The sequence below is a fragment of the Bacillus sp. YBWC18 genome (assembly GCF_002998775.1).
In the GTDB taxonomy this organism is placed as follows: domain Bacteria; phylum Bacillota; class Bacilli; order Bacillales; family Bacillaceae; genus Bacillus.
The window spans coordinates 523473-549161 of sequence record NZ_PVRI01000002.1 but is presented as its reverse complement, the minus strand read 5'-3'; the positions used below and the strand labels follow the sequence as shown (position 1 = coordinate 549161).

25 protein-coding genes are annotated in these 25689 nt (G+C 43.0%); 19 read left to right on the top strand and 6 right to left on the bottom strand.

Annotated elements, in window-relative coordinates; all coding sequences use genetic code 11:
* The first annotated feature begins 124 nt into the window (after positions 1–124).
* Both C6348_RS09060 and C6348_RS09055 read left to right on the top strand, forming a co-directional pair.
* Positions 125–1747 (top strand): putative polysaccharide biosynthesis protein, encoded by a 1623-nt coding sequence (locus tag C6348_RS09060; protein ID WP_034665449.1) that lies wholly within the window; start codon positions 125–127, stop codon positions 1745–1747.
* Positions 1748–1763: 16 nt separating this feature from the next.
* Complete coding sequence (locus C6348_RS09055; protein WP_034665452.1) at positions 1764–2480, top strand: pseudouridine synthase; 717 nt, start codon at positions 1764–1766, stop codon at positions 2478–2480.
* Positions 2481–2750: 270 nt separating this feature from the next.
* Here the strand turns inward: C6348_RS09055 and C6348_RS09050 are convergent, their stop codons facing one another.
* Both C6348_RS09050 and C6348_RS09045 read right to left on the bottom strand, forming a co-directional pair.
* A complete protein-coding gene (locus C6348_RS09050) occupies positions 2751–2972 on the bottom strand; it encodes a DeoR family transcriptional regulator (RefSeq protein WP_008356419.1) in 222 nt (73 codons plus the stop codon).
* 371 nt (positions 2973–3343) lie between these two features.
* Positions 3344–4642: an NCS2 family permease gene (locus C6348_RS09045; RefSeq protein WP_034665455.1), complete on the bottom strand. Its 1299-nt coding sequence runs from the start codon at positions 4640–4642 to the stop codon at positions 3344–3346.
* Between the two features lie 94 nt (positions 4643–4736).
* Between C6348_RS09045 and pepV the strand changes: the two genes are divergently transcribed.
* Together pepV and C6348_RS09035 are read left to right on the top strand one after the other, a co-directional pair.
* The gene (pepV, locus tag C6348_RS09040) at positions 4737–6137 is read left to right on the top strand and encodes a dipeptidase PepV (RefSeq protein ID WP_034665458.1); all 1401 of its coding nucleotides are present in this window, start codon (positions 4737–4739) and stop codon (positions 6135–6137) included.
* A gap of 23 nt (positions 6138–6160) precedes the next feature.
* Positions 6161–6787, top strand: coding sequence for a Type 1 glutamine amidotransferase-like domain-containing protein (locus tag C6348_RS09035; RefSeq protein WP_034665461.1), 627 nt, complete (start codon positions 6161–6163; stop codon positions 6785–6787).
* A 48-nt stretch (positions 6788–6835) separates the two neighbouring features.
* On the opposite strand, the gene cysK is transcribed toward C6348_RS09035, so the two are convergent.
* Positions 6836–7765 (bottom strand): cysteine synthase A, encoded by a 930-nt coding sequence (gene cysK / locus C6348_RS09030; protein WP_034665463.1) that lies wholly within the window; start codon positions 7763–7765, stop codon positions 6836–6838.
* A 94-nt stretch (positions 7766–7859) separates the two neighbouring features.
* Here cysK and thpR point away from each other — a divergent pair, with 94 nt between their 5' ends.
* The 4 genes from thpR to C6348_RS09010 all read left to right on the top strand — a co-directional run bounded on the left by thpR (position 7860) and on the right by C6348_RS09010 (position 11434).
* On the top strand, positions 7860–8411 hold the full coding sequence (gene thpR / locus C6348_RS09025) for an RNA 2',3'-cyclic phosphodiesterase (protein ID WP_034665466.1): 552 nt from the start codon (positions 7860–7862) through the stop codon (positions 8409–8411).
* Positions 8412–8436: 25 nt separating this feature from the next.
* The gene (locus tag C6348_RS09020) at positions 8437–9372 is read left to right on the top strand and encodes a hypothetical protein (protein WP_034665469.1); all 936 of its coding nucleotides are present in this window, start codon (positions 8437–8439) and stop codon (positions 9370–9372) included.
* 48 nt (positions 9373–9420) lie between these two features.
* A complete protein-coding gene (locus C6348_RS09015) occupies positions 9421–10350 on the top strand; it encodes a YegS/Rv2252/BmrU family lipid kinase (RefSeq protein WP_034665473.1) in 930 nt (309 codons plus the stop codon).
* Between the two features lie 283 nt (positions 10351–10633).
* Positions 10634–11434 carry a phosphotransferase family protein gene (locus tag C6348_RS09010; protein WP_170938436.1) on the top strand — a complete coding sequence of 267 codons (801 nt, stop codon included), beginning with the start codon at positions 10634–10636 and terminating at the stop codon, positions 11432–11434.
* Here the strand turns inward: C6348_RS09010 and C6348_RS09005 are convergent.
* Complete coding sequence (locus C6348_RS09005; protein WP_095286138.1) at positions 11431–11706, bottom strand: YtzH-like family protein; 276 nt, start codon at positions 11704–11706, stop codon at positions 11431–11433. The genes C6348_RS09010 and C6348_RS09005 overlap by 4 nt on opposite strands.
* Before the next feature lie 188 nt (positions 11707–11894).
* On the opposite strand from C6348_RS09005, the gene trmB reads away from it, so the two are divergent.
* The 3 genes from trmB to C6348_RS08990 all read left to right on the top strand — a co-directional run bounded on the left by trmB (position 11895) and on the right by C6348_RS08990 (position 15272).
* Entirely contained in the window at positions 11895–12536 is a 642-nt protein-coding gene (gene trmB / locus C6348_RS09000) for a tRNA (guanosine(46)-N7)-methyltransferase TrmB (RefSeq protein ID WP_060597029.1), read from the top strand.
* 116 nt (positions 12537–12652) lie between these two features.
* Positions 12653–13501 carry a YtnP family quorum-quenching lactonase gene (locus C6348_RS08995; protein WP_106042692.1) on the top strand — a complete coding sequence of 283 codons (849 nt, stop codon included), beginning with the start codon at positions 12653–12655 and terminating at the stop codon, positions 13499–13501.
* A 73-nt stretch (positions 13502–13574) separates the two neighbouring features.
* Positions 13575–15272, top strand: coding sequence for an NAD-dependent malic enzyme (locus tag C6348_RS08990; protein WP_106042690.1), 1698 nt, complete (start codon positions 13575–13577; stop codon positions 15270–15272).
* Between the two features lie 43 nt (positions 15273–15315).
* Here the strand turns inward: C6348_RS08990 and C6348_RS08985 are convergent, their stop codons facing one another.
* Entirely contained in the window at positions 15316–15630 is a 315-nt protein-coding gene (locus C6348_RS08985; protein ID WP_003217759.1) for a PepSY domain-containing protein, read from the bottom strand.
* A gap of 199 nt (positions 15631–15829) precedes the next feature.
* On the opposite strand from C6348_RS08985, the gene C6348_RS08980 reads away from it, so the two are divergent.
* Complete coding sequence (locus tag C6348_RS08980; protein WP_106042688.1) at positions 15830–16903, top strand: M42 family metallopeptidase; 1074 nt, start codon at positions 15830–15832, stop codon at positions 16901–16903.
* 129 nt (positions 16904–17032) lie between these two features.
* On the opposite strand, the gene C6348_RS08975 is transcribed toward C6348_RS08980, so the two are convergent.
* Complete coding sequence (locus C6348_RS08975) at positions 17033–17479, bottom strand: YtoQ family protein (protein WP_003217634.1); 447 nt, start codon at positions 17477–17479, stop codon at positions 17033–17035.
* A 199-nt stretch (positions 17480–17678) separates the two neighbouring features.
* On the opposite strand from C6348_RS08975, the gene C6348_RS08970 reads away from it, so the two are divergent.
* The 7 genes from C6348_RS08970 to C6348_RS08940 all read left to right on the top strand — a co-directional run bounded on the left by C6348_RS08970 (position 17679) and on the right by C6348_RS08940 (position 25662).
* Entirely contained in the window at positions 17679–18707 is a 1029-nt protein-coding gene (locus C6348_RS08970; protein ID WP_060597026.1) for a PTS sugar transporter subunit IIC, read from the top strand.
* Complete coding sequence (locus C6348_RS08965) at positions 18694–19014, top strand: thioredoxin family protein (RefSeq protein ID WP_034665496.1); 321 nt, start codon at positions 18694–18696, stop codon at positions 19012–19014. The genes C6348_RS08970 and C6348_RS08965 overlap by 14 nt, the downstream gene beginning before the upstream one ends.
* 19 nt (positions 19015–19033) lie before the next feature.
* A complete protein-coding gene (locus C6348_RS08960) occupies positions 19034–19846 on the top strand; it encodes a DUF1444 domain-containing protein (RefSeq protein WP_080869489.1) in 813 nt (270 codons plus the stop codon).
* Between the two features lie 16 nt (positions 19847–19862).
* On the top strand, positions 19863–20468 hold the full coding sequence (ytpR, locus tag C6348_RS08955; protein WP_034665498.1) for a YtpR family tRNA-binding protein: 606 nt from the start codon (positions 19863–19865) through the stop codon (positions 20466–20468).
* Between the two features lie 196 nt (positions 20469–20664).
* Positions 20665–23415 (top strand): DNA translocase FtsK, encoded by a 2751-nt coding sequence (locus C6348_RS08950; RefSeq protein WP_106042686.1) that lies wholly within the window; start codon positions 20665–20667, stop codon positions 23413–23415.
* A 303-nt stretch (positions 23416–23718) separates the two neighbouring features.
* Positions 23719–25017, top strand: a complete 1299-nt coding sequence (gene murC / locus C6348_RS08945; RefSeq protein WP_106042684.1) for a UDP-N-acetylmuramate--L-alanine ligase — start codon at positions 23719–23721, stop codon at positions 25015–25017.
* Between the two features lie 225 nt (positions 25018–25242).
* Entirely contained in the window at positions 25243–25662 is a 420-nt protein-coding gene (locus C6348_RS08940; RefSeq protein ID WP_003217556.1) for a DUF948 domain-containing protein, read from the top strand.
* The last annotated feature ends 27 nt before the right edge of the window (positions 25663–25689 follow it).

The following is a 25689-nucleotide window of genomic DNA, read 5'->3' as shown; positions in this document are numbered from 1 at the left end:
GGGAAGGCTGAAATATGAATTGATTGGTTTTGTGCCTTCTGTATTGGATTTGTTACCTGTGCGTCGAAATGATGTGGTAAAATAGTTAAGTTGAATATTCATTAGAAAAATGGTGGTTAAGCGCATGTCTAATAAACTGCTTCGTGGTACGTTGGTTTTAACGATAGGGACTTATCTCTCTCGTATTCTTGGTATGATTTACTTAATTCCATTTAGCGCAATGGTTGGAGCTACTGGTGGAGCGCTATTTCAATATGGATACAATCAGTATACGATCTTTTTAAGTATTGCTACGCTTGGTTTTCCAACAGCGGTATCAAAATTTGTTTCTAAATATAATGCAATCGGCGATTATGAGACAACAAGGAAAATGTTCAGGGCGGGTATGTCGGTCATGCTTGTCACCGGGATTATCGCCTTTTCTATTTTATATTTGACCGCACCGATTTTTGCCAAGATTCAGCTTGGCGGATCGAATGAAACAGGCGGTTTGACTGTCGATCAAGTGGTATATGTGATTCGGATGGTCAGTTTAGGTCTTTTGGTTGTACCTATTATGAGTCTTGTGCGGGGGTTCTTCCAAGGACATTCCATGATGGGACCGACAGCTGTTTCCCAAGTGATTGAGCAGCTTGTCAGAATCATCTTCCTATTAACTGCAACGTTTATTATTTTAAAAGTGCTTGACGGCGGGCTTGTCATCGCTGTCGGATATGCCACATTTGCAGCACTTATCGGCGCATTTGGGGGTTTATTCACGCTTTATTTATATTGGCTGAAGCGCAAGGACCGGCTCTTATCCATGCAGCCGAATACAGGTGCTTCCTCTGACTTATCTTATAAACAAATGTTTACAGAGCTGTTTAGCTATGCGGCACCGTATGTGTTTGTTGGACTTGCGATTCCAATTTATTCTTATATTGATACAAACACCATTAACAGAGCTATGATTGCATCAGGACATCAGGATATTAGTACAGCGGTATTGTCTATCGTGACGTTATATTTACCGAAGCTCGTGATGATTCCTGTGTCGCTTGCAACAGCGTTTGGCTTAACCTTAATCCCGACGATTACGGAATCATTTACAGCTCGTAACTACAAGCTTCTCAATAGACAAATTGATCAGACGATGCAGGTCATTTTATTTTTCGTACTGCCTGCTTCATTTGGTATCTCGGCATTGGCTGGACCGGTTTATTGGTTTTTCTATCCGTCCGTTCATCCTGAGATTGGGATGTCAATTTTGTTCTGGTATGCACCTGTTGCGTTATTGTTTTCCTTATTCACCATTAATGCAGCAATTTTGCAGGGAATTAACAAACAAAAATTCGCCATTGTCAGTCTGTTGTTAGGGATCATTATTAAAACGGTTCTGAACATTCCGCTAATCAGCTGGCTGCAAGGAAATGGTTCTGTGCTTGCGACTGCGTTAGGCTATAGCGCGTCCATCTTGTATATGTTTATCATGATTAAGCGCCATGCCGGCTACTCGTTCCGCAGGATTTTCAAACGATTTATTCTCATTGGTATTTTAACGGCGATTATGGCTGTTGTGGCGTATGTGACATGTCAGCTTGTGAGCCAAGTGATTTCGTATGAGGGTGGAATTGTACAAGCGGGTATCGTCATTTTGATTTCAATGATCACTGGCGGCGGTGTGTATCTGTTCTTGTCTTATAAGGTAGGATTACTTGAGCGTGTACTCGGCAGCCGTATGCCGAAATTTTTAAGAAAAAAGAGTTAAGAAGAGGTGGATATTCATGAGGCTTGATAAATTGCTTGCTAGCAGCGGCTTTGGTTCAAGAAAAGATGTGAAGAAGCTGGTCAAGGCACGGGCGGTCACAGTGAATGGAGAAGTGGCGAAGCAGGTGAAAGATCATGTTGATCCATCGAATGATGAAGTGCTCGTACACGGAGAGCGTGTAGAGTATAAAGAATTCATTTACTTAATGATGAACAAACCGGACGGGGTCATCTCAGCAACTGAAGATCTGCGGGATGAAACGGTCGTCGATTTACTAGAGCCGGAGGATATCGCAAGGGAGCCATTTCCTGTGGGGAGACTGGATAAGGATACAGTCGGTCTTCTCCTCCTCACAAATGATGGACAGCTTGCTCATCAATTACTTTCTCCAAAAAAGCATGTGCCAAAAACGTACGAAGTTCATTTGAAATACCCATTAGGAGATCAAGACATCAAGCGTCTTGAAGAGGGCGTTGTCATTTTAGATGATTACCGCACGAAGCCGGCGAAGGTTGAAGTAGATGCGAATGAAAACGAAGATACACGCATCCGTTTAACGATTACTGAAGGAAAGTACCATCAAGTGAAGCTGATGGCGCAAGCAGTGGGAAATGAAGTCATTTTTTTAAAAAGACTCTCGATGGGGGCTGTCTCTTTAGATGAAGATCTAGCGCCTGGGGAGTACCGTGAATTGACGGATGAAGAATTAGACAGCTTAATCAATCGACCATAAATGTAGAATAAAAGAAAAGAACCGGCATATCGCCGGTTCTTTCAGCGTGTAGACAAACCCTCGCATTCGGTGTCAGGTCTGCGCTCCGGTGCTCACGAATGTCAAATTCGCTCCGCTCCGGTACTCGTCCTTCCTAGACTGCAAAGGTTTTCTATCACGCTGAAAAGAAGACAAAAGGCTAAAATGAAGATCATTTTAGCCCTTTGTCAACAATCTGAAGAACCGGCATATCGCCGGTTCTTTTTGTTATATGGACAGTTCATTATAAGCTTAAGATGATATTTTCACTTTTTTTCTCGTTGTTTCCCATTTGCCTCTGCTTGGACTATGAACAAGATCGTTATAGGCAAGCACGTTTAAGTCTCTTTGAATGGTTCTAGGTGTGATCCCGAATTCATCAACCAGCTCTTGTGTCGTCACAAGACCTTTCTCTTGAATGAACATATAAACTGATTTAATTCGAGTCATCATACGGTTTGTTGAAGGTTTCAAAAAACCACTCCCTATCAATAAGATCGGATGGACTTGACTAACCACAACTTACTACACTAAAACTGCGAAATAAGGACATGCAACAATGGTAAATGTTCGTGTTTCTTAATGTTTTATTCTATTATACACGTTATTATGCATCTAGTTCCACCAAAAAGTCAACTTTACGTGTTTTTTAACTTGTCTTCATGAATCGAAACATGGTATATACCATGTTTTGAATTCGGTTACAACCCAATAGGCGTAAGGGGTATGGAGCATACCGTCACATTCAAACATCCAAAAAATAAACACAGAAAATTTACAAAATAAAAAATTCACTCATCTCAAAAAGACACATCCCTTGTTAGAATGTGCCTTTTTTGTTTCTGTTATCCTTCTAAGAAAAAGAGCTGAATGAAAAATAAAATGGCAAAGATGAGAACAAGTACATGTACTTCTCTCCATTTCCCTTTTGCCAGTTTCACAAGGGGATATGAGATAAATCCAAGTGAAATTCCTGTAGAAATACTAGATGTCAGCGGCATGGAAAGGATCACAAGAAAAGCAGGGAATGCTTCGTCTAGCTCGTTCCAGCGAATGCGTGACACTGAGTTCATCATCAAGCACCCGACAATGATGAGAACAGGTGATGTGATGGATGGTAAAGAAGAAATGGCTTGAACGAGCGGGCCGAAAAACAATGCCACAATAAACAGTGCAGCGACCGTTAAAGACGTTAGTCCAGTTCTTCCGCCAGCAGCAACCCCAGATGATGATTCAATATAAGCTGTTGTTGGGCTTGTCCCAAACATAGAACCTATCGTCGTTGCAGCAGAGTCAGCGAGCAGAGCTCTGCGTACCTTTGGCAGCTGGCCTTTTTTCATGAGTCCTGCTTGTTCAGCCACTCCGATCATTGTGCCCGTTGTATCAAAAATCGTCACTAGTAAGAAGGAGAAGACGACAGCATATAAATGATGAGAGAATACATCGCCAAAAGCAGCGAATGGATTTGTAATCAGCATGCCTTCGGGTAGTGCAGGGATGTCCATCAGCATTTTAGGGAAATGAAGCTGGCCTGTTACGAGCGCAATCAGTGTCGTCGCTAACATGCCGATAAACAGAGCGCCATTTATTTGAAGAACCATTAAAATAACAGAGATCATTAAGCCGACAAGCGTTAATATGACAACAGGCGAGTTTAAGTTGCCAAGCTTCACTAGATTTTCAGGGTCAGCTGCGATAATCCCAGACTGACGGAGGCCGATAAATGCAATGAAAAGCCCGATTCCTGCTGTAATGCCGTACTTTAAATTATCTGGAATGGCTTGAATCAGTTGTTTTCTAAGGGATGTTAACGATAAAATAATAAAGAGTATACCAGCAACAAATACCGCACTGAACGCTGTTTGATAGCTGATGCCGCCACCACCGACAACTGTAAAGGTGAAATAGACATTCAGCCCCATGCCTGGTGCAATAGCAATCGGATAGTTTGCAAATAGTGCCATCCAGAGCGTACCGACGACAGCAGCGATAATTGTTGCAGTAAAGACTTGGTCAAAAGGAATGCCTGCTTTTGAAAGAATTCCTGGGTTAACGGCAACAATATATACCATGGTAAAGAATGTCGTCATACCAGCGATTAATTCTCTCTTTATGTTGGTTTGGTTTTCTTTTAACTGAAACATAAAATCCTCCATTTACGAACATTATTACAAAACAATTAATATAATATTCGTTTTAAGGATGGATTGCAACCTTTTTTCAAGGAGGAATGGAAAAATGAATTGGGAAGCTGAAGTGATACGAAAAAAAGACGACTTAATTAAGGACACACAATCTTTTTTGCAAATTGAAAGCGTCCTTGATGAAGAAGGTGGAAAAAAAGGAAAGCCATTTGGTGAAAAAGTCGATCAGGCCCTTCAGTATATGCTGAAAAAAGGGGAAGACGAAGGATTCACAGTCAAGAATGTCGATGGCTATGCAGGTCATATTGAATATGGAGAAGGCGAAGACATTGTAGGTGTGCTATGCCATGTGGACGTTGTGCCTGCTGGTGACGGCTGGACAACCCCGCCATTTTCAGCGGACATAAGAGAAAATAAAATATTTGCACGAGGGGCCATTGATGATAAAGGTCCAACCATGGCTGCTTTCTACGCGCTAAAGATGATAAAAGATACAGGGATGAAGCTGTCAAAAAAGATTCGAATGATCATTGGAACGGATGAAGAAAGTGATTGGCGCTGTGTGGACCATTATTTCAAGCATGAGGCGATGCCGCAAATTGGATTTGCGCCAGATGCCGATTTTCCGATTATTCATGCTGAAAAAGGGATCATTGATGCCATCGTGTCATTTACATATCAACATACAGAAAATCATCAGCGCTATACGCTCAAGCAATTCACATCGGGTATGCGGCTGAATATGGTGCCGGATGAGGCAGCTGCCACTGTGACAGCTGCACAAGATCACGATGATGAATCATTAAAAACAGCTTTTGAAGCTTATCTTGCTCACAATCATTTATCAGGTGAGGTAAAGAATGCAGCGGACGGACTGCATCTCACATTAAAAGGTGAATCAGTTCATGCCATGGAGCCGGCGCATGGCATCAATGCGGGCATTCATATGGCCAATTTCCTATGTGGACAAGAGTTAGATGAAGACGGGCTTGCTTTTACCTCCCAAATCAACGCTTTATTTGATCAGGATACAAGAGGGAAAAAGCTGGGGATTGCTTGTAAAGATGAGATTAGCGGAGATTTGACTTTAAATGTTGGAACGATCCGCTATAAACAAAACGAGGAAGCGAAGCTAGGATTAAATGTCCGCTATCCAGTGACAGCAGACGGCAAGGACGTTAAAAAAGGGATCGAAGGCATCAAAGGGGCCACCCTTCTGAAATTTGACGACAGTCCTCCGCATCACGTCTCAAAAGATCATCCGCTTGTGAAAACATTGCAGCGGGTATATGAGGAACAAACGGGAGATCCAGCTAATCTGATTGCGATTGGTGGAGGAACGTATGCGAGATCTTTAGAAGCGGGCGTTGCCTTTGGTCCTCTATTCCCTGGCAGACCAGATTGCGCACACCAGAAGGATGAATATATCGAAATCGATGATCTACTAAGAGCAACCGCTCTATATGCACAAGCCATGTATGAATTGGCAAAATAGAAAAAGAGAAGAGGGGATTCACAGTGAAAAAAATGTTCTTATGCTCTTCATTCAAAGACAGCTATTCTCTCTTATCTGACTTTGCGGGTGAATCATTAAAAGGAAAACGCGTGACATTTTTTCCAACAGCCAGTGCTGTGGAAGAAGTCACGCACTATGTGGAGGCAGCGAAAGAAGCCTTTCATCAACTAGGTATGCATCTGGAGACCGTTCAGATAGCTGAGCAGTCTACTGAAGAAATCACAAAGATGATTGAACAAAATGATGTGATGTACGTATCAGGAGGCAACACCTTCTATTTGCTGCAGGAATTAAGAAAGCATCGTCTTGATGACGTGCTGAAAGAAGAAATCAATAAAGGCAAGCTGTACATCGGAGAGTCCGCAGGGAGTATCATCATGGCACCAAGCATTGAATATATCTCCGTGATGGATGATCGGCAGAAGGCAGCAGAACTTTCATCATGTCAAGGATTCAATGAGATAAGCTACTATCCGGTACCGCATATGTACAATACCTATTTAGGCGAGGCTGCGCAGCAAATCATGGAACAGTTTGAGCAGACGCTTGATTTATGCCCGCTTACTGATGAGCAGGCTTTACTCATTACAGGGGAGCAGGCTGAGGTGAAGTCCGACAAATCGTCCTAACCTTGAAACGAAGAAAAAGGAACAGGGATTCATGACCCTGTTCCTTTTTTAATCTTGAAAAACATCACTTGATAAGTATCGTTCGCCTGTATCTGCTGTCATACAGATCACGATTTGTTCTGCCGGCAGTTGCTTGGCTGTTTCAATCGCAGCATAGCAGGCTGCACCAGATGATGGACCAACTAAAATTCCTTCAAGCCGGGCAAGCTGACGTGTGAGGGTGTACGCATCCTCATCGCTTACTTGCACGATCTCATCATAGACATGCTCGTTTAAAATATGGGGAATAAATCCTGGGCTTGTGCCAACAAGTTTATGTTTGCCAGGTTTCCCGCCAGATAAGACTGGAGATCCCTTTGGCTCTGCCACACGTATGGTCAAATGAGGGAATGCCTTCTTTAATTCCTCTCCGGTGCCTGTAATGGTTCCGCCAGTTCCTGCTGTTGCGACAAAGGCTCCAAGGGGCTTTCCAAGTTGTTTTACAGCTTCCATGATTTCAACAGCCGTTGTGCCTCTATGTGCATCTGGGTTCGCCCCATTATCAAATTGCATCGGGATAAAGCTATGAGGAATTTGAGACGCCAGTTCCTCTGCCTTGCGAATACAGCCTGGCATTTTTTCTTCTCCTGGGGTTAAAACGACCTGCGCCCCATAAGCCTTCAAAATATTGATTCTTTCCTTTGTCATCGTATCTGGCATGACAAGGATTGCTTTATAGCCTCTTGCTGCTGCGTTCATGGCTAAACCAATCCCTGTATTCCCACTCGTTGGTTCAATAATGGTCGCTCCTTTTGTAAGCTTTCCTTGCCTTTCAGCCTCGACGATCATATTGTAAGCAGCGCGGTCCTTCACACTGCCGCTAGGATTAAATGATTCCAGCTTTAAATAAACAGCTGCCGCATTGCCTGGCTGAAGCCGCTGTAATTTAACAAGTGGTGTATCGCCAATCAGCTCAGCTATATTTTGTGCAACCTTCATCATGTGACACCCTTTCTTCTCATTCTGCATTTCTTTAGTTATACTATCATCAATGGGGATTCGTAAAGTTTGTTAAAAAAGGACAGGTGATATTGTGGCAGAAAACCGTCATTATTTTATAGGGATTCACATCCCTGAACAACTTGCGCATCAAATCAAAAAAGACATGGATCTAAGGAGCGGACTATCCTTTCAAAAGTGGACAGCACCAGATGATTATCATGTGACCCTGATCTTTTTAGGTGCCATTCCAGATGAGCGTTTAAAAAAGATCATCGAGCTGCTTGATATCCTTTCAAATGAAGCCGCTGCATTTTCACTAGAGCTGAATGAGGTAGGACAGTTTGGCATGAAGGAGCGCCCGAGAGTCTTTTTTGCAAAACCTAATGAAAGTGAACCGCTCATGCAATTAAGAGAAAAGGTGAAAGAAGCCGTATTGTCAGCAGGACATCCTGTTGAAAAGAGACCGTTTCATCCGCATATGACGATTGCGCGAAAATGGAACGCGGATCACTCTTTTGCAGAACAAGCGCCTTTACGCAAAGAGCCATACGTGATAGAGGTTTCTTGTATGACTCTATTTGAAATACGTCCGAAAGAAACCCCGCGTTATCACGCAATCAAACAATTTGCACTACATAAATGATTCTAAAAGTTGGAGTGAGCAGCAGATGGCGCAAATTATCAAAATTCAAGATTATATATCACGATATGAACAAGACCCGCATCACTACATCAATCAATTCATTCGATTGAAAAAGCAAAGGTGGGACGAGTTAAAAAAGGCTTCAAAACAGGAGGCGCAGCATTCATTTGACCAAATCTCTGAACAAGTGCCTGAACAAGAGGAAGAAAAGAGAAAGAAATTCTCCTTAAAAAGAAAGCAAAAAGAAGCCGATATGAAAAAGGAACGGGACCTGAGTCTTTTTAACGAGCCGACAGATATAGAGCAAGGTGTCTTTACAAACGTTCCTACCGATGAAACGAAGCTCATTCATTTTTTTAAGGATCATCTATACGATGTTCAATTAAAATGGGCGAGCTCGACGATTTCCCACATTTCAACCGTCTCCCATCATATTCGGTATGATGAAAAGCTGCGTATGCTTGCTAGGCAGCTTCCGGATTCATATTTTGTGATGTATAAGCCGGTGCTGCTCATTCAAAAAGCAGAGATGGAATTATGTTCAGTACTTATTACGCCGCTGGAAGTGATTTGTTTATCCTTCTTAGAGGCAGAGCCTGACAGCGTATATATCGGAACGAAGGAACGTTTTTGGGAAAAGCGGGCGAATGGGAAAGCTGTTCAGTCCGTTTTGAATCCTTGCGCAAGCCTTCTGCGCTCTGGCACCGTCGTGTCAAAGATCTTACAGCAAAGCGGTGTCGATCTTCCTGTGAAAAAAATCCTGATCAGCAGAACCTCTTATATTGACTTACCGGAAGTTCCATACGGGATGGAGGTTGTCGATAAGAAGAAGGCGGAAGATTGGTTTGAAAAGCAGCGGAAAAATACCGCGCCGACAAAGCATCAGCAATTTAAGGCGACAAAGGCATTGCTTGCTTATGGTGAATCAGACAGCAAAAGAAGGCAGGAATGGCTCGATTAAAGGCATAATGGAAGGTCACGAAAAATGAGACCTGAGTGGAGCTAATATATGAATGAATGGTACTTTATCGTTAATCCAGCAGCAGGACATGGAAAAGGACTTCGTACATGGAGGAGCATAGAGAAAGAATTACAAAAGGTGGAGATCTCTTATCGATCGTTTCTCACCCAGCATGAAGGTCATGCAGAAGTATTGGCAAGACAAATTAGCGCCATGCAAGATGACAGGCTGAAGCGCCTGATTGTCATTGGCGGTGACGGCACCATTCATGAAGTCCTGAATGGCTTAAAGGAAATGGATCATGTGCAGTTAAGCTTTGTTCCCGCCGGTCATTGGAATGATGCGGCGAAGGGCCTCGGCATCCATCGTCAAGATGTCCTAAAAGAAGTGAGAAAGCAAAAGAGAATGCTCACCAAAACATTTTCTCTCGGCTCCTTTCAAGATCATGCAGAAAGCCCGCAATCCGTTCTCTTTCTCAATCATATCGGTGCTGGGTTTGATGCGCATGTGCTAAGGAAAACAGTGCATTTCAGAGGAAAAAAGTGGCTGAAACGGCTGGGGCTTGGGTTTATCATCTACCCGCTGTCATTTCTCCATTCTTTATGGTCCTTTAAGCCGTTTGACCTTGCGCTGTTTATTGAAAATGAGAAGAAGGTCTTTCGCCAAGTGTGGTTTGTGATTGTATGCAATCACCCCTATTACGGAGGGGGGCTGGAAGCAGCGCCGGAAGTGAGCGCGAGGCAGCCAGGCTTTCAAACGATCGTTGTCACAGATTTGAATCCATTCAAAGTGCTCTTGTTTTTAAGTGCGATGGTGTTTCGAAAGCATCTTGGAATGAAGGGCGTTACCCTGTATCAGCACGAGGAAGCGTACTTGGAGGCAGATGCAAAAATCTTATTTCATGCAGATGGAGAAGTGATCGGCGCAACGCCTGTCTTTGTGAAGGCGAGTGAGCGCTCCTTAAAATTACGTGCTTAAATGGCTTCTCGTGAATGCCCTAGTCAAAGAACCATGAAAAAGCCTTCCTTTTCATAAGGTTCTTGTCCTGATTTTCTAGTTTTGCTTGACGAGTATAAGAAGGTAACGATAAAATCTATAGGACGGCTATTGTTTAGCATCTCATTCTCAATAGCTGTCCTTTTTGTTTTTATGATCATATAAATAAAAAAGAAACAGCCAATTGATCTTCAATCGGCTGAATTTTGTCGACTAAAAAAGCAAGATTTAAAATATTTTAAGAAATGATGGGTTGAAAATTGATATGAACTGGTTGGGACAAATATTAGGTAGCGAATGGCACATCTCTCCTGCTGGAGGCGCTACGGGAGATGCGTACTTCGCAACACACAATGACCAAAAGCTATTTTTAAAACGCAATACGTCACCGTTTCTTGCGGTTTTGTCAGCTGAAGGCATTGTGCCGAAGCTTGTCTGGACAAAACGAATGGAAAATGGGGATGTCATCACTGCGCAGCACTGGCTGAGCGGCAGAGAGCTGAAGCCAAAGGACATGAATGACCGTCCTGTAGCAGAGCAGCTAAGAAAAATTCATACATCTAAAGAATTGCTTGATATGCTGAAAAGATTAGAGAAGCACGCTCTACACCCAGAATCCATTCTGAAGCATTTAAAACAGTCCATATTAAAAGAGCAAATCGATTCACAAGACATTACACGTGCCATCCAGTACTTAGAGAAGCATGTGGAGGCAGTCCAATTTGAGGACAAGGTCGTGTGTCATTGTGACCTCAATCATAATAATTGGCTGCTGACAGATGAAAATCAGCTTTACTTGATCGATTGGGATGGGGCGATGATTGCTGACCCAGCCATTGATCTTGGACCACTTTTATACCATTATGTTGAAGAAGAGAACTGGGAAAGCTGGCTCTCGATGTACGGTGCCCCGCTGACGGACAATTTGCGAAAACGCATGGATTGGTACGTCCTCGCTGAAACCGTATCGTTTGTCGTGTGGCATAAAAGAAAAGGAAATGAAAAAGCGCAGCAAGAAGTGCAAGCGGAGCTGAGCGCTCTCTTAAAGCGGTTAAACATCCATTAAGACATAGGAATATTCTCTACCCACTCTGACAAATGCGATTGATGCTCCTCGATATGTGCATCAATTGAACTGACAGAAGTGCCCTTTTGGCTGTAATCATAAATATCTGTTAATAATTGACGAATGTCGGCATCAAGGTCTTCTTTTGCCAGCATTAATTGAATCACACGTCCCACCTGTTCATATTCTGCAACAGTCCCGCAGCAATCCAACTGGTGATCGGTTAAAATATCTTTGATTAATTGAAGCTGATGTTGACGGTTTAATCCCATACGTATGCTCCTTTTCTGCGTGTCATTTATGTGGTTAAACTGTGCATTCAGCGCCCAATTTATACATGCGGCAGACCAGCTCAAGCGAAGGGCTGGTCTTTTTCATATGCGCATAAAGATGCTGTCTTGCGGGTCTTTATGTTTCATGGTATCTTGATAAAATGTAAAGAAAATAGAGGTGTATCAAATTGAGAATGCGACATAAACCATGGGCTGATGATTACTTAGCTGAAAATGCTCATATTGCCTTAGCTAGCCCCGAGCAATATAAAGGGAAATGGCATGAGCTGTTTGGAAATGATCATCCAATCCATATCGAAGTTGGGACAGGAAAAGGGAGCTTTATCGCTGGAATGGGCAAGCTTCATCCTGATATCAACTATATTGGCATTGAATTATTTAAAAGTGTCATTGTGACAGCAGTAGATAAAATCAAAGAGACAGATGTTGAAAATGTAAAGCTTTTGAACATTAATGCTGAAACGCTGACAGATGTGTTTGCGGAAAATGAAATTGACCGGGTGTATTTGAATTTCTCTGATCCGTGGCCAAAAGCAAGGCATGAAAAGCGCAGATTAACGTTTAAGGCCTTTTTAGAGCGATATGAACATATTCTCCGTCCAGGTGGTGAATTGCATTTCAAAACAGATAACCGCGGATTATTTGAATATTCCTTAAAGAGTTTTTCTGCATATGGCCTTCTTTTAACGTATGTAAGCTTAGATTTACATAAGGACGGATTAGAAGGAAATGTGATGACTGAATACGAAGAAAAATTCTCGTCTATGGGACAACCCATCTATCGATCAGAAGTAAAATTTCCAGATTAACAAGTGACATCAAGCTGGCTGCAAAGAAAAATTGCAGTCAGCTTTTTTCATGAAAAGATTGATGCATGCGATTTTCAGCTGTATTTGCTACGATAGAAAAAGGAGGGATGACAGCAATGGAGACAATGAAAATAGGTGACATGGAACTGTTCTGGTTAAATGGGGGAGATACACACATGGACGGCGGTGCGATGTTCGGTGTAGTGCCAAAGCCGTTATGGTCAAAAAAATACCCGGTGAACGATCGCAATCAAATTGAACTGCGGTGTGATCCGATCCTCATTCGGTGGAATGGTCTTCATTTATTAGTGGATTCCGGAATCGGATCAGGGAAGCTGACAGATAAACAAAAACGCAATTACGGCGTAACAGAAGAGACGAAATTGGAACAATCGCTAGCGGCACTCGGCCTGCAACCAGCTGATATTGATTACGTTTTAATGACACACCTTCACTTCGATCATGCAAGCGGGCTGACAAAACGTGAGGGAGAAGAGCTCGTGTCTGTTTTTCCGCAGGCAAAAATCATCACATCCAAAATCGAATGGGATGAAATGAGGGCGCCTAACATCCGCTCAAGAAATACATATTGGAAAGAAAACTGGGAGCCTATAGCAAATCAAGTGGTGCCATTTGAAGAAAGCATCGAAGTAACAAAAGGCATTGGGCTGCATCATACAGGCGGTCATAGCAATGGCCATAGCATCTTAACGCTCACAAGTCAGGGCGAAACAGCGATTCATTTGGCTGATATCATGCCAACACACGCTCATAAAAATCCATTATGGGTCTTGGCTTATGATGATTACCCAATGACTTCGATTCCAGCTAAGCAAAAATGGCAGGCATTTGCAGAAGAAAAAAATGCGTGGTACTTGTTTTATCATGATGCGGTTTACCGCGCTGTAAAGTGGGATGAAGACGGGCAAATCACACATGAAGTTAAAAGAGAAACAGGAAGATAAAAGATCATCTGCATGTTTTTTCGCCTTTCACACAAAATAACGACAAAATGAACTTGTGAAAGGAAGAGTGCAGGTGAACCAATTTTATCGTGTACATGGTGATGTCATTGAAACACCATTAAGAGGGATGGAAGTCATGTCCGTCCCTTATTTAAACAAAGGGGTTGCATTTACTAAGGAAGAGCGGGAAGAGCTTGGTTTAAAGGGATTTCTACCGCCTAAGGTTTTAACATTAGAGGATCAGGCAAAGCGTGCATATGAGCAGTTCAAGGCACAGCCGGATGAACTGGGGAAAAATGTGTATTTAACATCACTTCATGACAGAAACGAAGTGCTTTTTTACAAATTACTAAATGAGCACTTGGCGGAGATGCTGCCGATTGTTTACACGCCGACTGTTGGAACAGCCATTCAGCGTTATAGCCACGAGTATCGAAAGCCAAGGGGGCTTTATTTATCGATTGATGATTTGGAAGGCATGGAAGAGATTTTTGCCTCTTACGGTGTTGATGAATCAATTGACTTAATCGTTGCGACAGATGCAGAAGGCATTTTAGGTATTGGAGACTGGGGTGTTGGCGGTATTGCCATTTCAGTCGGGAAACTTGCTGTTTATACAGCCGCAGCAGGCATTGATCCTAGCCGCGTGCTGGCCGTGGTGCTTGATGCCGGGACGAACCAGGAAAGTCTCTTGAATGATCCGCTTTATGTTGGAAATCAGCATTCTCGCGTTCGAGGAGAACGTTATGATCAGTTCATTGATCAATATGTAGAGCTTGCCCGCGCAACCTTTCCAAATGCACTCCTTCACTGGGAAGACTTTGGGACAAAAAATGCCCGAGCCATATTGGAAAAATATAAGGAACGTATTTGTACATTTAATGATGACATTCAAGGTACTGGAGCTGTTTCACTTGCTGCGGTTCTGGCATGTGCAAAAGCTTCGAAGGTTCCGCTGAAAGATCACCGAATCGTCATTTTCGGAGCGGGTACAGCAGGGATTGGCATAGCGGAGCAGATCCGTGATGCTCTCGTAAGAGACGGTGTCAAAGAAGAGGAATCATATGATCATTTCTGGTGTATTGATAAAACAGGATTGCTTACAGATGATTCGCCTGACATTCAGCCATTTCAAAAGCCATATGCAAGACGTTCTGACGAAGTAAAGGATTATGCCCGTAACGGTCCTAAGCATTCCATTGATTTATTAGAGGTCGTCAAACAGGCGAAACCAACCATCTTAATTGGCACCTCGACGGTAGGAGGAGCATTTACAGAGGAAATTGTGAAAGAAATGGCGTCACACGTGGAGCGACCAGCCATTTTACCGATGTCGAACCCAACACCTCTTTCAGAAGCAAAGCCTGAAGATCTCATCGAGTGGACAGAAGGACGCGCCCTTGTGACAACGGGAAGCCCATTTGATCCTGTCGAATATGGCGGCGTGACATATGAAATTGGGCAGGCAAATAATGCCCTTGTGTTCCCTGGGCTTGGTCTTGGAACGATTGTGTCTAAAGCCCGCCTCATGACAGACAGCATGTTTGTTGCGAGTGCTGAAGCGATTGCCAGCATGGTCAATGTCGGAAAGCCGGGTGCAGCGATGCTGCCAAGTGTGGATCAGCTTCGAACTGTTTCAGCGACAGTGGCTGTCCGTGTGGCGCAAGCAGCGATCGATGAAGGAATTGCAGAGGAAACGCCTGAGGATCTCATTCAGGCTGTACAGGACGCCATGTGGCATCCTGTGTACAAAAAAATCAAAGCCATATAAAAAAGAAGCTTCGCAAGGACACGCCTTTGCGAAGCTTTCTTTATCAAGCCACAGAATCAATGACATCAACGATCATGCCTGTTTTGGCATCAATCATGACTTCGTACTGTTCAAGCTCGCCAAAGGCTGAGCGAGTAATGCCAGATTTGTACACATCAATCGTTTCACCATTTACGGTATACGGTTCTGGTACAGTATAAATCCAAGAGCCATCAATCGGGCCGCGCTGTTTAAAAGCAGATTTCACAATTTTTAATGCTTTTTCAGACGAGATATACGTAGGGAAAAATACTTTCTTTGCAACAATTGCAGCGGCTACGCCAATACTCGCACCAATCAGAACATGTTTTAACTTCAACGTGCTGCACCTCCGTATTGCTGTTTTTTCCATTATACAAAACTTGTCCATTGATGTTAAGGAATCCGAATACTTGAAAGCATATTCAAAATTTCTGGAGAGATACTTGGAAAACCGAAAGAATTCTTATAGTATAAAGTGAGTGTTATTTTTATAGGAATATATATGGTCATTACATAGAAACGAGGTAAACCGGAGAATGAATGAAGAAACATTGTCGCTTTTCCGAAATTTAACAGAATTACAAGGAACTCCAGGTAATGAGCACCATGTGCGTGCTTTTATGAAAAAGGAACTTGAGAAATATTCTGATGAACTCATTCAGGATCGTCTTGGCGGTGTGTTTGGCGTACGCAAGGGGCCGGAGAACGCACCTAAAATTATGGTGGCTGGTCATATGGATGAAGTGGGATTCATGGTTTCATCCATCACGAAAAATGGGATGATACGTTTCCAAACACTCGGCGGCTGGTGGAGTCAAGTCATGCTGGCGCAGCGTGTGGACGTTCATACCGATCACGGGCCAATTCCTGGTGTCGTCTCTAGTACACCACCTCATCTTCTGACACCAGAACAAAAAAGCAAACCTGTGAAACCATCAGACATGCTGATTGATATTGGTGCAGACAGTGAAGAAGAGGCAAAAGAGCTTGGCGTTCGCCCAGGACAGCAAATCGTGCCTGCAACAGTCTTTACCCCAATGGCGAATCCCAAAAAGATTTTAGCGAAGGCTTGGGATAACCGCTATGGCTGCGGACTTGCGATTGAGTTATTAAAAGAAATAAAAGACGAACCCCTTTCATGTCAGCTGTATTCAGGTGCAACGGTTCAAGAAGAAGTAGGGCTTAGAGGGGCAGAGGTAGCTGCCAATATGATTCAGTCGGATCTGTTCTTTGCTTTAGATGCAAGTCCTGCAAACGATGTGACAGGTGACAAAACCCAATTCGGCCAGCTTGGGAAAGGTGCACTTCTGCGTATTTTTGATCGAACAATGATTACGCACCGCGGGATGAGAGAATTTGTGCTCGATACTGCTGAGTCAAACAGCATTCCATACCAATACTTCGTATCACCGGGTGGTACGGACGCTGGGCGTGTGCATGTGTCAAACCAAGGCGTGCCTTCTGCTGTCATTGGGGTTTGCGCTCGCTACATTCATACAAGTCATTCAGTATTGCATGTGGATGATTACGCAGCGGCAAAAGAATTAATTGTCCGCCTTGTGAAAAACTGTGATCAAAGTACAGTGGATTCTATTTATCAACAGGTGTAAATGTAATAGAAAAGGCTGCCTCTTTCATGAGAGCAGCCTTTAGTGTGTATATGTAGACAAAACCTCGCATTCATTGCCAGGTCTGCAAAGGTTTCGAAAAGAGGAAAAAAGGTTGCAGTTTCACCTTTTTTATTGCTGTTCAAACACGTAAGATAACGCCTTGATCGCTTGGTTCACGGTTTCTACAGTGATATTCGCTTTGTTTGATAGTTCCTTTAACGGATGGTGCAGTTCTTTTGGGCGGATCAAAATGAGAGGTTTTCCTTTTGCGATGGCAGCAGATGCATCCATTGCCGTGTTCCACTGTTTATATTTCTCACCAAAGCGGGCAATGACGACGTCTGCCTTGTTTAATAAGATCTCAGTACGGAAATTGTTCAAATCAGAAGCCGCATCATCTTTGAAAATGGCATTCGGCTGCTCACCTAAAATGTCCTCACCAATGTGATCTGAGCGGTCATGATTCTCCATTGGACCAACAAACGTCACCGGCAGTTTCAACGATTGGCTTTTCTCCTTGATTTCATCACGCCACTGGCTATGAATTTCTCCTGCTAAATAGACGGTTAATTGCATAACGATCTCCTCCTTTTGTACAAACTTAGTAAAGGTTTGCCCTGTTTCTTTTCATGTTACACAAGAAGTGCTTGATAAAGCAAAAAAAATATGATTATGATATTCATGGTAGAGACTATTTTTCATCGTAAGAATACTACATATAATGGGAAGGACAGGCTCTTCGTCTTTCCTATGAGAAAGCAGGAAGACGACGTTGATGACTTATTTGAAAAGAAAAGGGATCTCCCTTTCGCCAAAAGTGTATTTCATTGATGCACTCTCTTATATGGCTTTAGGTCTATTTGCTACCTTAGTGGTAGGGCTGATTTTAAAAACAGCAGGCGGTCTGTTATCACTTCCGCTCATCATCAAAATGGGAACACTCGCAATGGGGCTCATGGGACCAGCGATTGGCGTAGCTGTTGCGTATCGCTTACATGCATCTCCTTTGATCATTTTTGCAAGTGTTGTCTCAGGTGCTGCAGGAGCAGAACTTGGTGGACCTGCTGGAAGCTTTGTCGCAGCATTAATTGGTGTGGAACTCGGCAAGCTGGTCAGTGGTGAGACAAGAATTGATATTATTTTAACGCCGCTTGTCACCATTATTACTGGCTTTTTCACCGCCGCTTTGATCGGTCCTGGGATTGAAGCCATGATGACAGGGCTTGGTAGGCTCATCATGTGGGGGACTGACCAAAGTCCGCTGATCATGGGCATGCTAGTAGCGACCATTGTTGGACTTGCCCTCAGCTCACCGATTTCAAGTGCTGCGCTTGCGCTCATGCTTGACTTAAGCGGAACAGCGGCTGGTGCTGCAACGATTGGCTGCTGCGCTCAAATGGTCGGCTTTGCCGCTGCAGGCTTTAGAGAAAATCGTTTTGGCGGTCTTGCTGCTGTCGGCATTGGCACGTCAAAATTGCAGCTGCCGAACATTGTGAAAAATCCCCTTATCCTTATTCCGCCGACGATTGCGGGCCTCATTCTCGCGCCAATTGGTATTATTGGCTTTGGGATGGTCAATAATGCGGCAGGGGCAGGTATGGGAACGAGCGGCCTCGTTGGACAGCTCATGACACTGACCGTTATGGGATTTCATCCATCCGTTTTTCTGGCCATCGCTCTTTTGCATATCGTTGGCCCGGCAGTGATTAGTTTGGTAGTATCAGAATGGATGAGAAAGAAAGGCTATATACAATTCGGAGATTTAACCATACAAACTGGAGGAATGAAACATGAAAAAAATTGAATCAAACGAAGAATTACAAAAAGTGATTCAAGAAGACTTAACAGTATTGCTATTTTCAGCTGACTGGTGCCCGGACTGCACCTTTATCGAACCATTCTTGCCAGAGCTTGAAGCAAACTACCCAGAATTTGAGTACTTCTATGTGGATAGAGATCAGTTCATTGACACTTGCGCAGAGTGGGAAATTTACGGCATTCCAAGCTTTTTAGTTTTTAAAAATGGACAAGAGGTTAACCGCTTTGTGAGCAAGGATCGTAAGACGAAGGAAGAGATTGAAGCATTTTTAACAGATTCTCTTTCTAAATAATGAAAGGAGAGTCTAAATCATGACAAAAATGACATCAAGACAGCTTGCGAACGAACTCAAAAGCCGTCTGACAAATGACAGCTGGTCACACCAGTTTGACCGAGAAAAAGATACGCTTCGTATTGAAGATAAACAGACAAGTAAAGGTATTACACTAGAGCTCCCGCCAATCATTGCAAAGTGGGAAGTAAAGCCTGATGAAACATTAGATGAGATCGTTTACTATGTGAAAGAGGCGCTAAGTGCCATGAAAGGCGAAGCGCAGCACATCTCAGGAAAAGAAAAGCAGATCTATCCTGTCATTCGTTCCACTTCCTTTCCTGAGGCATCAAGTGATGGCATTCCCCTCGTTTTTGATGAGCATACAGCTGAAACGAGAATCTTCTATGCACTTGACCTTGGAAGCACCTACAGATTAATTGATGAGAAAATGCTTCAAAAGGAAAACTGGACAAAAGAGCGAATTAGGGAAACTGCAAGCTTCAATGTCCGCTCACTTGAAACTGTGGTGAAAATGGATGAAGTTGCAGGCAATCGGTTTTATTTCTTCCGTGCGAATGACGGATATGATGCCAGCAGACTTTTAAATGAATCGATTTTACAAGAATATGCGCAAAAAATAGAAGGACAGATGGCCATTTCTGTTCCCCATCAAGATGTATTCATCATTGCAGATGTTCGCAATGAATCAGGCTATGATATTTTAGGACAGATGTCGATGAGTTTCTTCGCCAGCGGCACGGTTCCGATTACCGCATTGTCATTTTTATATGACGAGGGCAAGCTTGAACCGATCTTTATTCTTGCTAAAAGCAGACCAAAACAGCAGTAGAAGGGAATTTTGAAGAATGAACGTTTTTTATAATGCAGAAGGTGTAGGCGACACACTCCTTATTTCATTGAAAGATGTGACGAGAGAAGAAGTAGGTCATGAGACGTTTGGAGATGTCGTAAGAATCTTCAATCAAGAAACAAAAGAAACAACAGGTTTTAATATCTTCAACGCATCCACTTACATGAAAATTGAAGAAAACGGATCTGTACCGCTATCTGAAACACTTGTTCAAGATATCAACGAAATTTTAAACCGCAACGGTGTAAGTGAAACGTTGACTGTGGATCTATCACCAAAATTTGTTGTCGGTTATGTGAAGGAAAAAGAAAAGCATCCGAATGCAGATAAATTAAACATTTGCCAAGTAGATGTTGGCGATGAAACATTACAAATCGTGTGTGGTGCACCAAATGTTGATCAAGGGCAATATGTCGTGGTTGCGAAGGTTGGTGCGGTGATGCCAAGCGGTTTGGTCATTAAAGATGCTGAGCTAAGAGGTGTTCCATCAAGCGGAATGATTTGTTCAGCAAAAGAACTAGATCTTCCAGACGCGCCTGCTGAAAAAGGGATTCTTGTTCTAGAGGGAAGCCACCAAGCTGGCGAACCCTTTAAAGCGTAACCTCCCATAAACGGGCACATAGGAGCGAAGAATGTGTTATACCAAAAGTCACTAAGTACGTACTTAGTGACTTTTTTTCATCTACAGACAGCACAAATAGCAAAGAGCGGCACTTTTCTCGCTTTTCTGCATGAAAAAGCAATGGTATACTAAAAATCGCCCAAGAAAATGTAAGGGGAGTTAAAGTGAGTGATAAATGATGAGTTGGTTAGATAAATTTTTTAGTGTATTTTTAGGAGAAGAAAAGAAAGAAGAAAAAGCTGTGAGACCTGAGGAAGGTCCAGCTGCACGAACGCAGCCAGTTTTTGAACAGCATAAAGAATATAAAAAAATTGAAGATACAAAAGTCTATTATGAATATCCGAAAGGCAACTTCCGCTTTCCGCTCGTTCCAGACGAACCTCTGCGTGACGGAGTGAAGCAGGAAAGAAGACGCGCAAAGCCAAGCAAGCCAAAGGCTAAGCAGAAGACCTATGAGCCAAAACAAACGGTGCAGCCTGACATCAATAAAAAGCCATTCAAAACAGAGCAAATTCCATCACCGATCTATGGCTATCATCAGGATATGCGTCCAAAACGAACAGAAGCGAAAGAAGAATCATCTTCTGTTCAAAAGAAAGCAGCAGAAACAGCGCAGCGTGTCACCCTATTATCAGAAGAGGCAGAGCGTGAACGGAATGTCAGACAGCAAATGAACATTCCGTCAATACGGAAAGAAAATCGTATGGAAGAAACGGTTTCAGCCCCAGCAGAAGAAAGAGTGGACATGCAAACAGACGTGACCCCGCTTACTTTGCAAGAGGAACTCGCTTATCAGGATCACGTTCAATCGACGATGGAGCGTTTAAATGACGAGCCTTTCATTCAAACAGAGGAAAAAGAGCCAGCCTTTTCTGAGCCTCAAGACCATATTGAAGCTGACTTACATAATCAGGAGGCCGAAGCTTATCAAGAACAGCCGGTAGAGGCTGAGCCGGAACAGGATGTCTCAAGCGATGACGAAGAAATAAAAGGCGAGCCGGTACATCAGTTTGTAGATCATACGGAGGAAATAGAACCGTTGACATTCGAAACAGCAGAAGACACACATCCCGCAATTGAAATGGAAGTAGACATGCCGGCAGAAGAAGTGGCGATAACAGAAGACATCACAGCAGAACCGGTCGCGGAAATAGAAGCTGATTTCATAGAAGACCACCAAGAAGAAGTGCCAGCGGCAGCATTTGAAGAAGCTGAGCCAGTCGCCAAGCATGATCTGCAAGAAGACCAATTGTTGGAAGAAGCTGAAATAGTAGAAGATCATCAAATGATGCCAATAGAACAAGCAGCAGACGATGAGACCGCTACGGAACCAGCAGAACCTGTCATAGAGCAGCAAGAAAAGCAAGAACAAGTGCATGAAGTGATGGAAGAAAAACCGGAACAAGCAGCTCCGCAGCCGCCACGTACAAGCGGACAAACCTCAACGGTTCCTTTTAACGTCATGATGTTAAAAAGTGATCAGCGTGTGCAAGGGCAAAAGAAAGCAGCAGATGCACAAGGGTATGTTTTTCCAAGTCTCGCCCTTTTAGACGTACCTCCAGCTCAAAAAGAAGAGGACGGGACATGGGTGAAAGAGCGGGCAGAGCTGCTCAATGCCACGCTGAAAAATTTCAATGTCAGAGCAAGTGTGGTTCATGTCACGCAAGGCCCTTCTGTGACAAGGTTTGAAGTACATCCAGAACCAGGTGTCAAAGTGAACAAAATCACGAACCTATCAGATGATATTAAACTCAGTTTGTCCGCAAAAGATATTCGAATCGAAGCACCGATTCCAGGTAAGAACACGATCGGGATCGAAGTGCCGAACCTTCACAGTAAAATGGTTTTCTTACGAGAGATGATCAGAAGCAGTGCATTTAGAGAAAATCCATCACCTTTAACAGCAGCACTCGGATTAGATATATCTGGCCAGCCTGTTGTGGTTGATCTGCAAAAAATGCCGCATGGCTTAATTGCTGGAGCAACAGGGTCAGGAAAAAGTGTCTGTATCAATACCATTTTAGTGAGCTTAATGTTTAAAGCGTCACCAGATGAAGTAAAAATGCTCTTAATCGACCCTAAAATGGTTGAATTAGCGCCATATAATCACATTCCGCATCTCGTGAGTCCTGTTATCACCGATGCCAAGACAGCGACAGCCGCTCTGAAATGGGTAGTGGATGAAATGGAAAGGCGCTACGAACTGTTTGCGCACTCTGGCGTGAGAGAAATTAAACGATTCAATGAGCTTGTCAAAGAAAAACAAATGGGTGAAAAACTGCCTTATCTTGTCGTTGTGATCGATGAGCTCGCTGATTTAATGATGGTCGCACCAAATGAAGTCGAAGAAAGCATTTGCCGAATCGCACAAAAAGCAAGAGCATGCGGCATTCATTTATTGATTGCGACACAAAGACCTTCTGTTGATGTCATCACAGGTCTCATTAAAGCCAATATCCCAACAAGAATTGCTTTCTCTGTCTCAAGTCAGGTAGATTCTAGAACGATCATTGACATGGCAGGTGCAGAAAAGCTTCTCGGAAAAGGAGACATGCTTTTCTTAGAAAATGGCTCCGGCAAGCCGACGAGGCTGCAAGGGAACTTTGTATCAGACCGTGAGATTGATCAAGTAGTGGCACATGTAAGAAAACAGCGTAAGCCAGTGTTCCTTTTCGAACAGGAGGAATTAATGCTCCAAGGCTCTGCGATTACAGATGAAGACGAATTGTTTATGGATGCCTGCCGTTTTGCGATTGAGCAGAATAGCGCTAGTACATCGAGTTTGCAGCGAAGATTTAGAATTGGCTACAATCGTGCAGCCAGATTGATCGACATGATGGAACGCGAGGGCATGATCTCTGGTGCAAAAGGCAGTAAGCCAAGGGAAGTCCTCATGACACTGAGTGACTTAGAACAGCTGATCTAAACAAACCACTTCATTTTTTTTATAAACATGGTATGATAGCACATAGGTGCAATTTTGTAATTGGACGCTTTTCGTATGCCTGTCAGAACGCTTTTTTATGTAAAATGAGCGAAAGCAGGTGTTAGAAATAGGAAAGTTGTCGGATACTAATCATAGTTAATATTGATTAGAATAGGAAGATCGGAAAAAAATCTTTATTTGGAGCTGCGATCTGTGAGCCGCTAGAGGCGAAAATCACAAGTTGCAAATTGAAATGAGCGTCATATACTGTAAGTCAGATAGACGTTTGTTGGAGGTACAATTATGACTGTTTATCATTTTGTTGGAATAAAAGGGACAGGTATGAGTCCACTGGCCCAAATTCTTCATGATACTGGGTATACTGTCCAAGGATCGGATATCGAAAAACATATCTTTACACAAAAAGCATTAGAAGAACGAAATATTAAAATTCTTCCATTTGACCCAGATAATATTCAGCCAGGGATGACCGTGATTGCAGGTAATGCATTTCCTGATACACACCCTGAGATTGAACGTGCCCTTTCTGAAGGGATTCCTGTCATTCGTTACCATAAATTCCTTGGAGAATACATGGATTCATTCACAAACGTTGCGATTACTGGTGCTCATGGTAAAACGTCGACAACAGGACTGCTTGCCCATGTGATGCAATCAGCGAAACCAACTTCATACTTAATCGGTGATGGATCTGGTATGGGGAAAGAAAACAGCGAGTATTTTGTATTTGAAGCATGCGAATACCGCAGACACTTCCTCAGCTATCATCCAGACTATGCGATCATGACCAATATTGATTTTGATCATCCTGATTATTTCTCGGACATTGACGACGTGTTTGATGCATTTCAAAACATGGCGCTTCAAGTGAAAAAAGCCATTATCGCTTGCGGTGATGATGAGCATCTGCCCAAGATTCAAGCGAAGGTACCTGTTGTGTACTACGGTTTCAATGAAGAAAATGATTTCCAAGCACGCAATGTTGTGAAAAACACGGAAGGCACTACATTTGATGTATTTGTACGCAATACGTTTTATGATACCTTCTATATTCCTGCCTACGGAAATCATAATGTCCTCAATTCATTAGCTGTGATTGCATTATGTCACTATGAATCCATTGATGTAGAGCTCATCAAAGGCGCACTAACGACATTTGGCGGGGTGAAACGCCGCTTTAATGAAAAAGTGGTCGGTGAGCAGGTCTTAATTGACGACTATGCCCATCACCCAACGGAGATTGAAGTCACGATTGAAGCAGCACGTCAAAAATATCCAGACCGTGATATTGTCGCTGTCTTCCAGCCGCATACCTTCACACGTACACAGCAATTCTTAAGTGAATTTGCTGACAGTCTGAAAAAAGCGGACTATGTATACCTATGCGATATTTTCGGTTCAGCCCGTGAAAACATTGGGAAGCTGAGTATCGAAGATTTACGAGAAAAAATCCCGCAGGCCCAATTGATTGGGGAAGAAGATACATCTGTGCTGAAAGCGCACGAAGATGGGATTCTGATCTTTATGGGAGCAGGAGACATTCAAAAATATCTGCGTGCTTATGAGAAAGTCGCTGTATAAATGCTTAAACGAAAAGTGCCGTTTTGATCGGCACTTTTTTTATTTTGAATAAAATGTGACAAAGGGGCTAAATGTGTCAACATCTGCCGCTTTTTTTCGTTCGCTGTGGACAGGAATCAGCGAATAAGTGTAGAATTATTATTCAATCGGTCATTCTAGGCGATGTTTGAATGATACAACGAGAGGGTAATGAATTGCATATGCCCGCAGCAAAGGAGGTATCAGATGATTATTATTCTATATCTAAGCGTTGCACTGATCGCAATTGCTTTCCTCATTCTTGTCATCTATTTGTCCAAAACATTAAAATCCTTACAGCTGACATTAAAGAATGTTGCATCAACTTTAGAAGGTCTTGAAGGTCAGATGCAAGGGATCACCACAGAGACGACACAGTTGCTACATAAGACGAATCAGCTTGCTGAAGATATTCAAGACAAATCGGCAAAACTCAACACAGTTGTGGATGCGGTGCAGGGAATTGGCGGCTCGATCAACCAATTTAATACAAGCATAAAGCAGGCAGCTGGTGCAGTTTCTTCATCCGTTGAACGAAATCAAGAAAAAGTCACGGATGTGGTAAGCTGGAGTAACGCAGCACTTGAAATTTATAAAAAATGGAAACAACGAAAGCACCAAAAATAAAACCATTTTCGCATAGGAGGAATAATC

Excerpts from the sequence above, each read along its gene's own strand:
- C6348_RS09060 (WP_034665449.1), top strand. The coding sequence starts at position 125 with ATGTCTAATAAACTGCTTCGTGGTACGTTGGTTTTAACGATAGGGACT.
- C6348_RS09055 (WP_034665452.1), top strand. The coding sequence starts at position 1,764 with ATGAGGCTTGATAAATTGCTTGCTAGCAGCGGCTTTGGTTCAAGAAAA.
- C6348_RS09045 (WP_034665455.1), bottom strand. The coding sequence starts at position 4,642 with ATGTTTCAGTTAAAAGAAAACCAAACCAACATAAAGAGAGAATTAATC.
- pepV (WP_034665458.1), top strand. The coding sequence starts at position 4,737 with ATGAATTGGGAAGCTGAAGTGATACGAAAAAAAGACGACTTAATTAAG.
- cysK (WP_034665463.1), bottom strand. The coding sequence starts at position 7,765 with ATGAAGGTTGCACAAAATATAGCTGAGCTGATTGGCGATACACCACTT.
- C6348_RS09020 (WP_034665469.1), top strand. The coding sequence starts at position 8,437 with ATGGCGCAAATTATCAAAATTCAAGATTATATATCACGATATGAACAA.
- C6348_RS09015 (WP_034665473.1), top strand. The coding sequence starts at position 9,421 with ATGAATGAATGGTACTTTATCGTTAATCCAGCAGCAGGACATGGAAAA.
- C6348_RS09010 (WP_170938436.1), top strand. The coding sequence starts at position 10,634 with ATGAACTGGTTGGGACAAATATTAGGTAGCGAATGGCACATCTCTCCT.
- C6348_RS09005 (WP_095286138.1), bottom strand. The coding sequence starts at position 11,706 with ATGGGATTAAACCGTCAACATCAGCTTCAATTAATCAAAGATATTTTA.
- C6348_RS08995 (WP_106042692.1), top strand. The coding sequence starts at position 12,653 with ATGGAGACAATGAAAATAGGTGACATGGAACTGTTCTGGTTAAATGGG.
- C6348_RS08980 (WP_106042688.1), top strand. The coding sequence starts at position 15,830 with ATGAATGAAGAAACATTGTCGCTTTTCCGAAATTTAACAGAATTACAA.
- C6348_RS08975 (WP_003217634.1), bottom strand. The coding sequence starts at position 17,479 with ATGCAATTAACCGTCTATTTAGCAGGAGAAATTCATAGCCAGTGGCGT.
- C6348_RS08970 (WP_060597026.1), top strand. The coding sequence starts at position 17,679 with ATGACTTATTTGAAAAGAAAAGGGATCTCCCTTTCGCCAAAAGTGTAT.
- C6348_RS08965 (WP_034665496.1), top strand. The coding sequence starts at position 18,694 with ATGAAAAAAATTGAATCAAACGAAGAATTACAAAAAGTGATTCAAGAA.
- C6348_RS08960 (WP_080869489.1), top strand. The coding sequence starts at position 19,034 with ATGACAAAAATGACATCAAGACAGCTTGCGAACGAACTCAAAAGCCGT.
- ytpR (WP_034665498.1), top strand. The coding sequence starts at position 19,863 with ATGAACGTTTTTTATAATGCAGAAGGTGTAGGCGACACACTCCTTATT.
- C6348_RS08950 (WP_106042686.1), top strand. The coding sequence starts at position 20,665 with ATGATGAGTTGGTTAGATAAATTTTTTAGTGTATTTTTAGGAGAAGAA.
- murC (WP_106042684.1), top strand. The coding sequence starts at position 23,719 with ATGACTGTTTATCATTTTGTTGGAATAAAAGGGACAGGTATGAGTCCA.
- C6348_RS08940 (WP_003217556.1), top strand. The coding sequence starts at position 25,243 with ATGATTATTATTCTATATCTAAGCGTTGCACTGATCGCAATTGCTTTC.